Raw genomic sequence first — 13,771 nt, forward strand, 5'->3', positions numbered from 1 at the left:
GGCGGCGAGTGCGAGCGGGGCCGGCGGTCTGCTGACCCCGCCGGCTGTCGGTCCCGGACGGTAACCTCGACAGTGAGATTCGAAGCCATGCGGTGGTGTATGTGAGCAGTAACGGACGATGGATCGACCTGGTCGGTGCGGTCAATGTCAGAGACCTCGGTGGACTGCCCACGCATGATGGTTCGACCACCAAGTTCGGCAGGATCTTGCGAGCCGACAACCTGCAGGATCTGACCGAGGCCGATATCGACTATCTGGTGGACACGCTGGGCCTACGGGACGTGTTGGACCTGCGCAGCGGGGCGGAGATCACGCTCGAGGGTCCGGGGCCGCTCACCCGGGTGCCGGACGTGGCCATTCATCATTTCTCCCTGCTGGCGGAGGTCGAGGGCGAGTCCGGGGTCGACGGCGAAGCGGTGCTGCCGTGGACCAAGGACTACCCGGCGCAGGCGGAGAACACGTGGTTGCCGCCCGGCGAGTTCTATTTGAAGACGTTGAAGGAGCGTCCGGAATCCGTCCTCGGCGCGCTGCGGGTGATGGCATACGGCGATGGTGCGGCGCTCGCCCACTGCGCGGCCGGCAAGGACCGTACCGGCATCCTGGTCGCCCTCACCCTGACCATCGTCGGCGTTCCGCGAGAGGTGATCGTCGAGGACTACGCGCTCACCAACACCCGGATCGAGCGCATCGTCGAACGGCTGACCAGGACCTCAACGTACGCCGACGACCTGAACAGCCGGCCGATGAGCAGCCACTTCGCCTTGCCTGAGGCGATGGAGAGCTTTCTGGACCTGGCCGATGAGCACGTCGGCGGTCTGGCGGCCTGGTTGTCGAGCGAGGGGTGGACGTCCGAGGACAGCGACGCCCTGCGGGCGCGGCTGCTCGGGTGAGTCGTCGTGCGCCGGGGATGAGTTGTTCCCGGCCTCGCCCGCGGCCAAATCGTCGCGGGGCTCCTCACAGGCCGACGCCCGAGCCTACCCTGGCCGGGAACAACTCATCCCCGGCTGTCTCTGGCCACCTGTGCGGGGAGGGCTGCGGTCAGCTCGTCGAGGCGTTGCCCCAGTGGCCGCGGTGGACGACGTCGTCGAGGGCGCGACGGCCGCGCTTCAGCGACGGTGAGCGACGGTCAGGGGCGCGATGGCCGATCGTGATGGCGCCGATGGGCGTGTAATCGGCTGGTACGCCGAACGTGGTTCGGAAGGCGGGGATGCGTTCCGGTGGGATGCCGAAGAAGCACGCTCCGAGTCCTTCGTCCACCGCGGTGAGGAGCATGAGCAGCGCGGCCATGCCGGTGTCGATGTCCCAGTACGGGACCGGCCACCGGGACTCGTCGCGATCGGTCCAGCCCTTGTCCGCCGCGGCGTACCGGTCGAGGTAGGCCCGTTTGCACGACAACGGGACGATGATCACAGGCGCGCGACGCATGCCCTCCGACCAGGCATCGGTGCCCTCTCCCGGTGGCGTCGACGCCTCCCAGAAGCGGCGGACATCAGAGGGCGTGTCCAGACGCAGGAAGGACCAGCCCTGACTGAAACCGGCGCTGGGTGCATGAATCGCGTGGGTCAGAAGGCGATCGATGACGGCGGGATCCACCGGCTCGTCCGTGTAGTTGCGGATCATGCGGCGGCGCCGGACCACCTCTGCGAACTCCACGAGGCTTCACCTTCCTGATCGGGGGCATGGGCGGTTGCATGGGCGGGCGCGGAGACGTTGTGACACATCGGCGAGGCGCGTCGCGTCTGTCTCTCCTTGGCGTCACATGGATATCCGGTCTTCACATGGATACGGGCAGCCACACCGTGGTGGTGTGACTGCCCGTGCGGATGGTCATCGGTGCGAGTTGTGGCTACTCGGCGTCGAGATCTCTCTCCAGCAGCGCGACGAGGGCATCGAGAGCCTCGCCTGCGCGGTCGCCTTCTGCCGACAGGATGACCTCGTCACCCTGCTCGACTCCGAGCGTCATGATTGACAGGATGCTGGACGCGTCCACCGGCTCACCGTCCGGCTTGCGGATGGTGACCTTTGTCGGCTGCTCCGCGGCCGCCTTGACGAACACGGCTGCCGGACGGGCGTGCAGGCCAGACTTGCTGGCTACTACTGTCTTGCGCTCGGGCACAGTTCCTCCCCAGAGTGCCGGGAAATCCGGATACAAGACTACCTGGGCACCGACTTGCCGAAACACTGCGGTAACGGTGGATACTTGGTGCCGAAGGCGCGTCCCCCGTAGGCGTGGGACGTCACGGCGGAATAGTTGCCTGTTGAAACTTGGTCGCTGTCCCCACCTGGAACGGAGTATCGATGCCTATCGCCACCCCTGACGTCTATGCCGAGATGATCAGCCGCGCCAAGGCCGGCGCGTTCGCGTATCCGGCCATCAATGTGACGTCGTCGCAGACCCTGAACGCCGCCCTGCGTGGATTCGCCGAGGCCGAGAGTGACGGGATCATTCAGGTCTCCACCGGTGGTGCGGAGTACCTGTCCGGCCCGACCATCAAGGATCGGGTCCGCGGCGCCATCGCCTTCGCTGCCTACGCGCACGAGGTCGCCAAGAGCTATGACGTGCAGATCGCCCTGCACACCGACCACGCTCCGAAGGATGCGGTGGAGCACTGGGTGAAGCCGCTGCTGGCGGCGTCGACTGAGCGGGTCAAGGCGGGCGGCGACCCGCTGTTCGGCTCGCACATGTGGGACGGCTCCGCGGTCCCGCTGGACGAGAACCTCAAGCTCGCCGAGGAGCTGCTCGCCCTCTCCAACGAGGCCAAGACCCTCCTGGAGATCGAGGTCGGTGTGGTCGGCGGCGAGGAAGACGGCGTCGCTCACGAGATCAACGAGAAGCTGTACACCACGGTCGAGGACGGCCTCGCCACCGCCGCCGCGCTCGGTACGGGTGAGAAGGGCACGTACCTCACGGCACTGACCTTCGGTAACGTCCACGGCGTCTATAAGCCGGGCAACGTCAAGCTGCGCCCGGAGATCCTCCGGGACATCCAGCAGACCGTCGGCGAGAAGTACGGCAAGGAGAAGCCGTTCAACCTGGTCTTCCACGGCGGCTCCGGCTCGACCGCGGAAGAGGTCGCGGCGGCCGTCGACTACGGCGTCATCAAGATGAACATCGACACCGACACCCAATACGCCTTCACCCGGCCGGTCGTCGACCACATGTTCAAGAACTACGACGGAGTGCTGAAGATCGACGACGAGGTCGGCAACAAGAAGATGTACGACCCGCGTACCTGGGGCAAGTCGGCGGAGGCCGGCATGGCGGAGCGCGTCGTCAGCGCCACCCAGTGGCTCCGTTCGGCTGGGCAGAGGATGCGTTGATGCCCGGCGAGGACCTCCTCGGCGGGCCGCCGGAGACGCTCCTGCCGGATGACCCGGCGCCCCGCGAGGCATTGTCCAGCGGCGTTGATCCGGCCACCGTGGCGGCGTCGAATCCGACGTCGTCGCTGGCCTGGGCCGAGCTTGCCGACCGGGCCTTCGAGGCGGGCGACGTCGTGACGTCGTACGCGTTCGCACGGACGGGATACCACCGCGGTCTCGACCAGCTCCGGCGTGCCGGATGGAAGGGACACGGTCCGATTCCGTGGGAGCACGAGCCGAACCGTGGCTTCCTGAGGGCGTTGCGCGCACTCGGCCGGGCGGCGGAGGGCATCGGCGAGACGGAGGAAGCGGAGCGGTGCACGCAGTTCCTGCGTGACTCCAGCCCGGCCGCCGCCGACGAACTGCTGTAAAGGTCATGAGCTCTGGCGCGTAACGGCGCGCCGGAGACCGAACCACCACACGAGCGAAGGACGGGGAGCCTGGCGTCGCGACGGGGCGACGCCAAGCCCCCCGGCCGCGCTGAGACCAGGCAGAATCGCCCCCTGCTGCGATTCCGACAGATCTCCTGGCCTCATCATGCACGTCGGCGGGCCGCAGCCGCAGCCGGTTGCTCATCCTGCCCGCCGCCGGTTGTGACCACCGACACGTCCGGTAACCTCAGCTCAGTAATCGTTCAGGTACGAAGGGGGAGCACCCCAGCATGCCCGCGCTAGTTCTGGTCGGAGCCCAATGGGGTGACGAAGGCAAGGGGAAAGCGACCGACCTGCTCGGCAGCTCGGTCGACTACGTCGTCAAGTTCAACGGCGGCAACAACGCCGGGCACACGGTCGTCATCGGCGGGGAGACCTACGCCCTGCATCTGCTGCCGTCCGGGATCCTCAGTCCCGGTGTCGTGCCGGTGATCGGCAACGGCGTCGTCGTCGACCTGGGTGTCTTGTTCGAGGAGATCGACGCGCTCGAGGCCCGTGGCATGGATACGTCGAAGCTCGTGGTGAGCGCGAACGCGCACCTGCTTCCGCCGTACAACCGCAGCCTCGACAAGGTGGTGGAGCGCTTCCTCGGCAGCCGCCGTATCGGGACCACCGGCCGGGGTGTCGGACCGACGTACGCGGACAAGATGTCTCGCGTGGGTCTGCGCGTGCAGGATCTGTTCGACGAGAAGATCTTGCGGCAGAAGGTCGAGGGTGCGCTGGTCCAGAAGAACCAGCTGCTGGTGAAGGTCTACAACCGGCGCGCGGTGACCGTGGACGAGATCGTCGACGAGCTGATGGGCTACGCCGACCGGCTGCGTCCCATGGTCGCCGACACCAGCCTGCTGCTCGCGAAGGCGCTCGACGACGGTGCGAACGTGGTGCTGGAAGGCGGCCAGGCCACGCTGCTGGATGTCGACCACGGCACGTACCCGTTCGTCACCTCCTCCAACCCGACCGCGGGCGGCGCCTGCACGGGTTCGGGTATCCCGCCGGCGCGGATCGATCGTGTGGTCACGGTGATGAAGGCGTACACCACCCGGGTGGGCGAGGGGCCGTTCCCCACCGAACTCACCAACGAGGACGGTGTCCGGCTGCGCAAGGACGGCGGCGAGTTCGGCACCACCACCGGCCGGCCCCGCCGATGCGGTTGGCTGGACGCGGTGGTCGGGAGGTACGCGGTCCGCATCAACGGAACCACCGACTTCGTCCTGACCAAGCTCGACGTGCTGACCGGCTGGGAGCGGATCCCGGTGTGTGTCGGCTACGACGTTGACGGCGTCCGGCACGACGAGATGCCGATGACGCAGACGGAGTTCCACCACGCCACGCCCATCTACGAATACTTCGAGGGATGGAACGAGGACATCTCCGGCGCTCGCACGCTCGACGACCTGCCGGCCCCGGCTCGACGCTACGTGGAGGCGGTCGAGGAGCTGTGCGGCGCGCCGATCTCGGCAGTCGGGGTGGGCCCCGGGCGGGAGTCCATCATCGCGGTACGTGACCTCATCTGATGACGGTCATCAACCGATGGCCTCATTCTGGTGTGGCCGATCGTGATGATCATCGGATGGTGTGAAGGCGGCGAGAACCATCTCGATCACGCGCTCGGCGGCGGAATGGCGCTCGTCTGCCGTGAGCCGGCCGAGCGGCCCGTCGAGCACCAGCCGTGCGAAGCCGTGAACGGCGGACCACGCCGCGATCTCGGCCATCGGCCGCCGCTGCGGTGCCAATGCTCCCGATTCCACGAGCGCATCCAGTGAGTCGACGAGTATCTGGAAGGCTTCCGGCATGGAGTCGTCCGGAAGCGAACCCCGCTCGCTGAAGGCGACACGGAACAGGCCGGGCTCGGCCAGCGCTACCTCGATGTAGGCCCGCCCGATCGCTGCCAGCCTGAGCTTGGCCTGTTCCGCCGTGGAACCGGTGGTGTCGACGTCGGCGACGTGGTCGCGCATCGCCCCGACCAGCACGGTGAACGCCTGGTCCTTGACCGCGTCGAGCAGCTGATCGGCATCGGCGAAGTGCCGGTAGGCGGCTGTGGGGGTGACCCCGACGATCCGGGCGGCCGGGCGGATCCCGACCGCATCCGGCCCACCCTGTGCGGCGAGTTCCGCGCCGGCCGCGACGAGCGCATTGCGGAGGTCGCCATGGTGGTAGGACCCACGGTGACGAGCGGTAGAGGTCATCCTGTGAATGTTGACACTCGCGCACATCGAAGGCAAGCCGTCGGTGGCCGGTCAGCCGTTCCGGGTCCGGCGCATGGCCATCGAGTTGATCAGTCCGGCCGCCGTCTCGGCGTCGTCCACCACCACGATGGTGCGGTGGCCGTCGGTCTTCTCGACGAGCACCCCGGTTCCGCCGTGCAGGATGAAGCCGGTGGCGCCACGGTAGGGACCGAAGACGGCGACCCGGAGACCGTAACCGCCGAAATGGCGGATCGGATGGACGCGTACGGTGCGCGCGTGCGCGATCTCGTCGAGCGGCGTGTGGATGCGGGGCCACCCCAGTGTCCCCCGCACCGTGACGCCGCGCTCGTCCACGATGACCCGGATCGAGCACATCAGGGCGATGAAGGCGACGACGATGGCGGTGAACGCCAAGGTGAACCAGAGTCCGGAGACCACGGCGATCACCGCCGTGACGACGGTGATCACGGCCATCATGATCATCACGGAGCCACCCGCACCTGCCGACCGTGTCCACATCACTCGCTCGGACTCGCCCAGCGGAATCTGTGGCGCGTCCGCCGGCATCCGCGTGGACGGGGCCGGGTGGCGCGGGACGGTGTACACCGCGGACGCCGTCACACCTGCGGCGAGGATGAAGGCGGTCAGCACGATCACCGCGCTCAACTCCGCGTCCCGGGCGTCGGCGACACCGCGCTGGTCGGCCGCCAGGCCGGCGACCAGGGCGGTGACGAATGTCGTGGCGCCGGAGGTCATGCCGGCGATCACGCGCGTCACGATGGATTCGTGACGCACGGCGAGGCATAGGACCAGACCGATGGCGGCGAATGCGACGCCGAAAGCGGCGATGGTCGTCACCACGCCGGTGACCGAGGCGTACCCATCCGGCCCATCGGTGCCCCAGTGGATCGCCACCCGCGCCGGTAGCTCGTCGCGCCAGCTCTGGACCAGGGTGGCACCGATCGCGGCGACGACGGCGGGGATGCCGGCGGCGGCGAGGATCGGGCGGAAGAGCCCTGCGGGCTCCGGCGTCGGTGGTGTGAGCCGGGTCATCGGAACTCCGTTCGTATCAGGTCGATCAGATCGTTGTCGGTCATGCCGAGTCTTCGGGCCTGCGTGACGACGTCGGCGACGGCCTGCCGCAGACCGGCCAGGCCGTTGGTCGCCTGCTCGGTGAGCACGGCTCCGCGGCCGCGCCGGAGTTCGACGAGACCCTCGTCGCGTAGTTGCTGGTAGCCACGGAGAACCGTATGGAGGTTGACGCCCAGCGAGTCGGCGAGCTCCCGTGCACCGGGCAGCCGCTCGCCCGCCCGTAGCTCGCCCCGTGCCGCCGCACCGCGCACGGCGGCGGCGAGCTGAGCGAACAGCGGCTCCGAGGAGCTCGGGTCAATCCGGATGAGCATGAATTTGAGTATATTGTTCTAGCTCTACTAGAACAAGTTCATGTGGTGAAGCTCCCCGCGAATCCGTACCAGGGCGGCCCGCCGTAGCGGGGTGAGGCCGGTCATCGCACCTGCGGTACGGTCGGGTCATGTCCGATGCCGATCACCTGTCCGCGCCGGTGGCCAAGCGGGTTCCGCGCACGCGTACGTTCCATGGCGACGAGGTCGTCGACGAGTACTTCTGGCTGCTGGACCGCGACGATCCGGACACCATCGCGTATCTCGAGGCGGAGAACGCCTACACCGAGGCCGTGACCGCGCATACCAAGGCGTTGCAGGACGAGATCTTCTCCGAGATCAAGGCGCGCACGCTGGAGACCGACCTCTCCGTGCCCGCGCACCGCGGGGGGTGGTGGTACTACACCCGGACCGTGCAGGGACAGCAGTATGCGATCCACTGTCGCTCCCGCTCCGAGCCGGAACTGCCGGACGACGCGACGCAGCCGATCGTCTCGCCGGACGACGAGCAGGTGCTCCTCGACGAGAACGAGCTGGCCGGCGATTCGCCATACTTCGCGCTCGGTGCGTTCGACGTCAGTCCGGACGGCCGGCTGTTGGTGTTCTCCACGGACTTCGACGGTTCGGAGAAGTACACGCTGCGGGTCAAGGACCTGGAGCGCGATCAGCTGCTGCCGGACTCGGTGCCGGACACGTACTACAGCACCGCCTGGTCGGCAGACGGGTCGACGGTCTTCTACACCACGGTCGACGAGGCGATGCGTCCGTATCGGGTGTGGAGGCACCGGCTCGGTACCCAGGCGAGCGAGGATCAGATCGTGCACCAGGAGGACGACGAGCGGTTCTTCGCCGATGTGGACCTGACGCGGAGCGAGGCCTACATCGTCATCTCGCTGGGAAGTTCGATCACCAGCGAGGTCCGCGTTCTGCCGGCGGACGCCCCGGGCGGTGAGTTTCAGGTGCTGGAACCGCGGCGACAGGGCGTGGAGTACACCATAGATCACTCCGGCGGGTACTTCTTCATCGTCCACAACGACGGGGCGATGGACTTCGAGCTCGCCAAGGCGCCCGTCGCGTCCCCCGGGCGGGAGCATTGGTCGCCGGTGCTGCCGCACGAACCGGGCCGGCGCGTGGTCGACGTGCACGCATTCGCGGGTCACCTGGTGGTGGCGTTGCGGCGCGATGGCGGCACCGGTCTGCACGTGATTCCGCTACGCGATGGTGAGCCGCAGCCGGGCCACGACATCGGGTTCGCCGAGGAGGTACGGACGGTCCGGCCGGGCGGCAATCCCGAGTTCGACACGGATACGTTCCGTCTCGGTTATACGTCGCTCGCCACGCCGAGCTCCATCTACGACCACAACATCCAGACCCGAGAGCTCCGGCTGCGCAAGCGGCAGCCGGTTCTCGGCGACTTCGATCCGGAGCACTATCAAACCGTGCGCGAGTGGGCCACCGCCGAGGACGGGACCGAGATCCCCATATCCCTGGTCCGGCACCGCGATACGCCTGCCGACGGCACAGCCCCTTGCGTGCTTTACGGATACGGTTCGTACGAGGCGTCGATGGATCCGTGGTTCTCCATCGCCAGGCTCTCGTTGCTGGATCGAGGGTTCGTGTTCGCGATCGCGCATGTGCGCGGCGGCGGCGAGATGGGGCGGGCCTGGTACGAACAGGGCAAGATGCTGGCCAAGCGGAACACTTTCACCGACTTCGTCGCGTGCGCGCAGCGGTTGGTGGCCGCGGGCTGGACGTCACACGACCGGCTGGTCGGCCGTGGCGGGAGCGCGGGCGGGTTACTGATCGGCGCGGTGGCGAACCTGGCGCCGTCGGACTTCGCCGCGCTCGTGGGTGAGGTCCCGTTTGTGGATGCGCTGAACACCATTCTCGATCCGTCGCTGCCGCTGACGGTGATCGAATGGGAGGAATGGGGCAATCCGGTGGAGTCTGCCGAGGTATATCGGTATATGAAGTCCTACTCGCCGTATGAGAATGTTCAGCCGGTCGCGTATCCGGCGATCCTCGCGACCGCCGGTCTGAACGATCCACGGGTCGGATACCACGAGCCGGCCAAGTGGGTCGCCAAGCTTCGCGCTACCGCAACCGGCGATCGCTCATTGCTGCTCAAGACGGAGATGGGTGCCGGCCATCGCGGGCCTTCCGGCCGATACGACGCGTGGCGGGAAGAGGCGTTCACGCTGGCTTTCGTCATCGACTCGGTGCCGGCGGTCAAACGACGTGAAGCAGCTGTATAGCGAAAACCGGACAATTCATCATAATTCCCCGATGCCGACTTGCGTGCACATGAATCTCCGGAATGATGTTCTAGGCACAGATCGGTCATAGTCAGGCAACAGGAACGGGGATCCTCCGTGTCGTCCAACGGCTTCGATATCAAGTCCGTGCCGCTCTATCGGCAGATCGCCCTGATCGGCGGAGCTGTCCTCGTCATATCGCTGTTCTTTCCATGGTGGCGAGTGAGTGTCGACGCGGGCAGCTTCGGCGGAGGCAGCGCGAGCGAAAGCGGCTGGAACGGCATCGGTGTGCTGATCGGCATTCTGGCGCTGTTGCTCATTGTCTGGGAGCTGCTCCGCGTCTTCGGTGCCGCAGCCCAGATCAACTTCAACCATGATGTGATCACGGCCGGTCTTGCGGCGCTGACAGCCTTGTTCGGCGTTATTCAGTTCATCCGGTCGCTCACTTACGGTGGCGGCGCGCCTCCCGGGGTCAGCACCGGCCCGCACTTCGGAGCGTTCCTGATTCTGATCTGCTCAGGGCTGCTAGGCTTTGCGGCCTTTCTCGCGTTCCAAGGGGCCGGAGGTCCGGATGCCCTGAAACAGCACCAGGCCAACGTGAACCGTCCGCAGGCTCCCCAGCCGTATCCTGGCCAGCCATACCCGCCGCAGTATCCGAACGCGCCGCAGGGAGGCTACGGGCAGCAGGGCTATCAGCAGCCGCCTGCGCAGGGCTACGGCCAGCAGCCACGGCAGTATCCGCAGCCGCCCCAGCCGCAGCCGGGATATCCGCAGCAGCCGCCCCAGCCGTACCCGAACGCGCCGCAGGAGGGTTACGGGCAGCAGTATCCGCAGCAGCCGCCGCAGCCGTACCCGAACGCGCCGCAGGAGGGATACGGGCAGCAGTATCCGCAGCAGCCGCCCGCGCAACCGCACGGCCAGCAGCCGCACCAGCAGCCGGGTTACCCGCAGGGCCAGGAGTATCCGCAGCAGCCGCCGCAGCCGTACCCGAACGCCCCGCAGGAGGGATACGAGCAGCCGTACCAGCAGGGATACCCCCAACAGGGATACCAGCAACCGCAGGGTCACGGTCAGCAGCCGCCCGCATCGGAGCGCGCCTGGTCGACCGAGGACGAAGACCCACAGAATCCGCTGCGCTGATCTGTTCGACGCCCCCGGGGAGCGAGCGAGCCTCGCCCTCGGGGGCTGTTTCATCTCCGGCCAGGGAAGAGCGCCACAAACTTCGCTGTCGGCGGCGATCTCCGTACCAGGTGTGACGAATTCTCATCCGGGTAACTCAGCTCATGACGTGGTGAACCGTCACATGTGAACGGGGGAATGTGCGCATGACTGACAGCACGCGGCACGATGAGCCGTCCACCAGGGAACTCATCGCGCAGTTCTCCGAGCAGACATCTCGTCTGGTACGAGACGAGATGCGACTGGCTGTCGCAGAGGTCAAGGAGAAGGGTAAACATGCCGGTGTCGGCGTGGGTATGTTCAGCGGTGCTGGGCTGCTCTCGTTCTTCGGGGCAGCGGCGCTCATTGCGGCGGCGATTCTGGCCCTGGAACTGGTTCTGCCGGCGTGGGCAGCGGCGCTGATCGTCGCCGGCGCGCTGTTCGTCCTGGCGGCGCTGGCTGCGTTGATGGGCAGACGAGAGGTCGGCAAGGCCAAACCGCCGCCAGAACGGACCGTGGAGAACATCAAGCGGGACGTGGATGAGATGACGGGGCGGAGAGACCATGACAGGTAGAACAGCGCAACGGTCCGAGCCTGCCGAAGGCGCGGACATCGACGAAATCCAGCGTGACCTCGCGTATACGCGCGAACACTTGGGCGAAACATTCGAGCAGTTGACCGATCGACTGGCGGAGAAGTCGCGTCCGCTTGCGTACGCAGCAGCCGCGACCGTTGCGACAGCGGTGGCAGTGGTGGTCTGCGTGGTGCTCTGGCGGCGGCGCCGCTGAGGAGTTGGCCATGACAGACAGAAAAGGCGACACCAGGAGTCAGGCGCCCACCCCCGAGCATCAAGACAAGCCGGACCACCCCCGAGAGCTCACCAAACCCTCGATGGCATATATCGGGAAGCGGACCGTCCGCGAATTCTCCGCCGATCGGTGCACGGATCTTGCGGCGGGCCTGACCTACTACGCCGTACTCGCGTTCTTTCCGGCCTTGGTTGCGCTGGTGTCGCTGCCGGCTCTGATCGGGCAGGAGGACCAGGCGCGGCAGACGCTGTTCGACATCGTCGACGACTTCGCCCCAGCGTCTCTTGCCTCCGACCTGCGGGGTCCGATCGAGCAGGTGACACAGGTTCCGGGAGCCGGACTTGGACTCGTTTTCGGACTCGCCGGTGCCTTGTGGGCGGCCTCCGGGTACGTGGGTGCCTTCGCGCGCGCGATGAACCGCGTGTATGGCATCGAAGAGGGTCGACCGTTCTGGAAGCTCCGGCCGGCCATGCTCGCTCTCACGATCATGCTGATCCTATTGGCCGCCCTGGGTGTGGTCCTGCTGGTGGTGACCGGGCCGTTGGCAGAGGCTATCGGCAACTCGATCGGCCTGGGCAGTACGGCCGTGACGGTGTGGGACATCGCCAAGTGGCCGTTCTTGGTCGTCATCGTGCTGATCATCGTCGCGCTGCTGTACAACTGGACGCCCAATGTGCGGCAGCCGAAGTTCCGCTGGATCAGCCCCGGTGCGATCGTCGCTTTCCTGGTCTGGGCCATCGCGTCGGTCGGTTTCGCCATCTACATCGCGAACTTCGCGAATTACGACCGCACGTACGGATCACTGGCCGGTGTGATCGTGTTCCTGTTGTGGCTGTGGATCACGAACCTGGTTTTGCTGTTCGGTGCTGAGTTCGATGCTGAGCTGGAACGCGGCCGGGAGTTGCAAGCGGGAATCGCCGCCGAGGAGACCATCCAGCTCCCGCCCCGGGACACCCGCAATATCGAGAAGGCCGAGAAGAAGGCCGCCGATGACGTTCGCCGAGCACGCGAGCTGCGCGAACGTCAAGAGGCGCATACCGGCTCATGAGGTCGGGAGGCGTGCCATCCTGGCCTTGGCGTGGGCAGCCCGGGACAATCGGCCGAACGCCTCCGAGCACGTGGCCAGTGCCAGCGCGGCCAGTTCGAAGCGGCGTGCACGCCGCCGTGTGATGCGCGCTGACCGGGCCGCGCGGCCGGCCGAACGGGTGGCGCGATCGGCCGCCGCGTCGTCTACGCGCTCGGCGGCCTCGTGTCGGTGTATCCGGTATATCTCATCGGGCGCGAGCATGGCGTTCACTCCAGGTCGGTCATGAAGCGCGGACGATGGTGACCGAGCCGCTGGCGGCCCGCGAGGCGACGTGGATCTTCCGCTCGTCGCCGGCGGGTTCGCCGGACGGCTCCAGTTCGGACCGGACCCGGCCGCTGGCGGATGAGCAGTCCAGCCTGGCGACGGTACCGGCCTCGATTGCGACGGTGATGTCGCCGGAGGCGGTCTTGGCTGCGATCTCACCTTCGAGAGCTCGCCGGATCCGGATGTCACCGGAGGCAGTCCGGGCGTCCAGGACGGCCGCCATCTCGGCGATCTCGATATCGCCCGACGACGCGCGGATCTCGGCTCGATCACCGACGTGGTCGATGTGCACGCTGCCGGATCCGGTCTCGGCGTCGATCGGGCCGGAACAGTTCTGCACCAGGATGTCGCCCGACCCGGCATTGGCCTCGATGCCGGTCGCTCCGTCGACCCGGATATCGCCGCTGCCCGTCTTCAACGTGACATCGGCGCAGCGCTCCACCACCACGTCGCCCGACCCGGCCGTGGCGACGACGTCGCCGAGACCTCCGATCAGGGTGACGTCGGCCGAGCCGGCCTGCACAGAGACCGTACTGCTGAGCGGGACGGTCACGTTCAGATCGACGGGTGCATCCCGGAGCACGCCTAATCCGGCGCCCCGGCGGGACAGATCGATCGAGAGGGCGTTCTCGTGCTGTTCCACCCGGGACCGTTCGATGACTTCGGCGGCGTCGTCATCGCCGGCCCTGCTGGGCTGCGCATCGACGGTGGCTTCGGTGACGTCCTCGGCGGTGATGCGCACCCTGCCGGAGCGAGCCTTCACGGTGAGACTGATCGGTGTCGGTGCCGGAAAGGCACGTCGATAGCTGGAGGTGGTCAT

Annotated in this window: 15 protein-coding genes; 9 read left to right on the top strand and 6 right to left on the bottom strand. The window is 67.0% G+C overall.

From position 1 onward, the window contains the following. Nucleotides 1-101: 101 nt before the first annotated feature. Nucleotides 102-890 (top strand): tyrosine-protein phosphatase, encoded by a 789-nt coding sequence (locus G1H10_RS01005; protein ID WP_163731357.1) that lies wholly within the window; start codon nt 102-104, stop codon nt 888-890. 148 nt (nt 891-1,038) lie between these two features. Here G1H10_RS01005 and G1H10_RS01010 read toward each other — a convergent pair whose 3' ends face one another. Both G1H10_RS01010 and G1H10_RS01015 read right to left on the bottom strand, forming a co-directional pair. Then, on the bottom strand, nt 1,039-1,653 hold the full coding sequence (locus tag G1H10_RS01010) for a nitroreductase family protein (RefSeq protein WP_163731359.1): 615 nt from the start codon (nt 1,651-1,653) through the stop codon (nt 1,039-1,041). 193 nt (nt 1,654-1,846) lie between these two features. After that, nucleotides 1,847-2,116 (bottom strand): HPr family phosphocarrier protein, encoded by a 270-nt coding sequence (locus tag G1H10_RS01015; RefSeq protein ID WP_163731362.1) that lies wholly within the window; start codon nt 2,114-2,116, stop codon nt 1,847-1,849. A 182-nt stretch (nt 2,117-2,298) separates the two neighbouring features. On the opposite strand from G1H10_RS01015, the gene fbaA reads away from it, so the two are divergent. The 3 genes from fbaA (at nt 2,299) to G1H10_RS01030 (ending at nt 5,305) form a co-directional block, all read left to right on the top strand. After that, nucleotides 2,299-3,321, top strand: a complete 1,023-nt coding sequence (gene fbaA / locus G1H10_RS01020) for a class II fructose-bisphosphate aldolase (protein WP_163731365.1) — start codon at nt 2,299-2,301, stop codon at nt 3,319-3,321. After that, nucleotides 3,321-3,731: a DUF3151 domain-containing protein gene (locus G1H10_RS01025; protein ID WP_216852763.1), complete on the top strand. Its 411-nt coding sequence runs from the start codon at nt 3,321-3,323 to the stop codon at nt 3,729-3,731. The genes fbaA and G1H10_RS01025 overlap by 1 nt, the downstream gene beginning before the upstream one ends. Before the next feature lie 290 nt (nt 3,732-4,021). Continuing rightward, nucleotides 4,022-5,305 carry an adenylosuccinate synthase gene (locus G1H10_RS01030; RefSeq protein WP_163731368.1) on the top strand — a complete coding sequence of 428 codons (1,284 nt, stop codon included), beginning with the start codon at nt 4,022-4,024 and terminating at the stop codon, nt 5,303-5,305. Between the two features lie 9 nt (nt 5,306-5,314). Here the strand turns inward: G1H10_RS01030 and G1H10_RS01035 are convergent, their stop codons facing one another. From G1H10_RS01035 to G1H10_RS01045, 3 genes are read right to left on the bottom strand one after another with little or no spacing between them, the layout of a single operon-like run. Further along, nucleotides 5,315-5,977, bottom strand: a complete 663-nt coding sequence (locus G1H10_RS01035; RefSeq protein ID WP_163731372.1) for a TetR/AcrR family transcriptional regulator — start codon at nt 5,975-5,977, stop codon at nt 5,315-5,317. A 51-nt stretch (nt 5,978-6,028) separates the two neighbouring features. Next, the gene (locus G1H10_RS01040) at nt 6,029-7,030 is read right to left on the bottom strand and encodes a DUF1648 domain-containing protein (protein WP_163731375.1); all 1,002 of its coding nucleotides are present in this window, start codon (nt 7,028-7,030) and stop codon (nt 6,029-6,031) included. Beyond that, entirely contained in the window at nt 7,027-7,380 is a 354-nt protein-coding gene (locus G1H10_RS01045) for a GntR family transcriptional regulator (protein WP_163731378.1), read from the bottom strand. Before G1H10_RS01045 ends, G1H10_RS01040 begins: the two co-directional genes overlap by 4 nt. Before the next feature lie 128 nt (nt 7,381-7,508). Between G1H10_RS01045 and G1H10_RS01050 the strand changes: the two genes are divergently transcribed. The 5 genes from G1H10_RS01050 to G1H10_RS01070 all read left to right on the top strand — a co-directional run bounded on the left by G1H10_RS01050 (nt 7,509) and on the right by G1H10_RS01070 (nt 12,648). Continuing rightward, a complete protein-coding gene (locus G1H10_RS01050) occupies nt 7,509-9,632 on the top strand; it encodes a S9 family peptidase (protein ID WP_163731381.1) in 2,124 nt (707 codons plus the stop codon). Nucleotides 9,633-9,749: 117 nt separating this feature from the next. Beyond that, entirely contained in the window at nt 9,750-10,772 is a 1,023-nt protein-coding gene (locus G1H10_RS33700; RefSeq protein WP_163731383.1) for a hypothetical protein, read from the top strand. A 185-nt stretch (nt 10,773-10,957) separates the two neighbouring features. Beyond that, on the top strand, nt 10,958-11,365 hold the full coding sequence (locus G1H10_RS01060) for a phage holin family protein (protein WP_163731389.1): 408 nt from the start codon (nt 10,958-10,960) through the stop codon (nt 11,363-11,365). After that, a complete protein-coding gene (locus G1H10_RS01065; protein ID WP_163731390.1) occupies nt 11,355-11,579 on the top strand; it encodes a DUF3618 domain-containing protein in 225 nt (74 codons plus the stop codon). The genes G1H10_RS01060 and G1H10_RS01065 overlap by 11 nt, the downstream gene beginning before the upstream one ends. 10 nt (nt 11,580-11,589) lie before the next feature. Next, nucleotides 11,590-12,648 carry a YihY/virulence factor BrkB family protein gene (locus G1H10_RS01070; protein ID WP_163731393.1) on the top strand — a complete coding sequence of 353 codons (1,059 nt, stop codon included), beginning with the start codon at nt 11,590-11,592 and terminating at the stop codon, nt 12,646-12,648. A gap of 259 nt (nt 12,649-12,907) precedes the next feature. On the opposite strand, the gene G1H10_RS01075 is transcribed toward G1H10_RS01070, so the two are convergent. After that, entirely contained in the window at nt 12,908-13,771 is an 864-nt protein-coding gene (locus tag G1H10_RS01075; protein WP_163731395.1) for a DUF4097 family beta strand repeat-containing protein, read from the bottom strand.

Origin of the sequence: Phytoactinopolyspora halotolerans (genome assembly GCF_010550675.1) — a bacterium.
In the GTDB taxonomy this organism is placed as follows: Bacteria; Actinomycetota; Actinomycetes; order Jiangellales; family Jiangellaceae; genus Phytoactinopolyspora; species Phytoactinopolyspora halotolerans.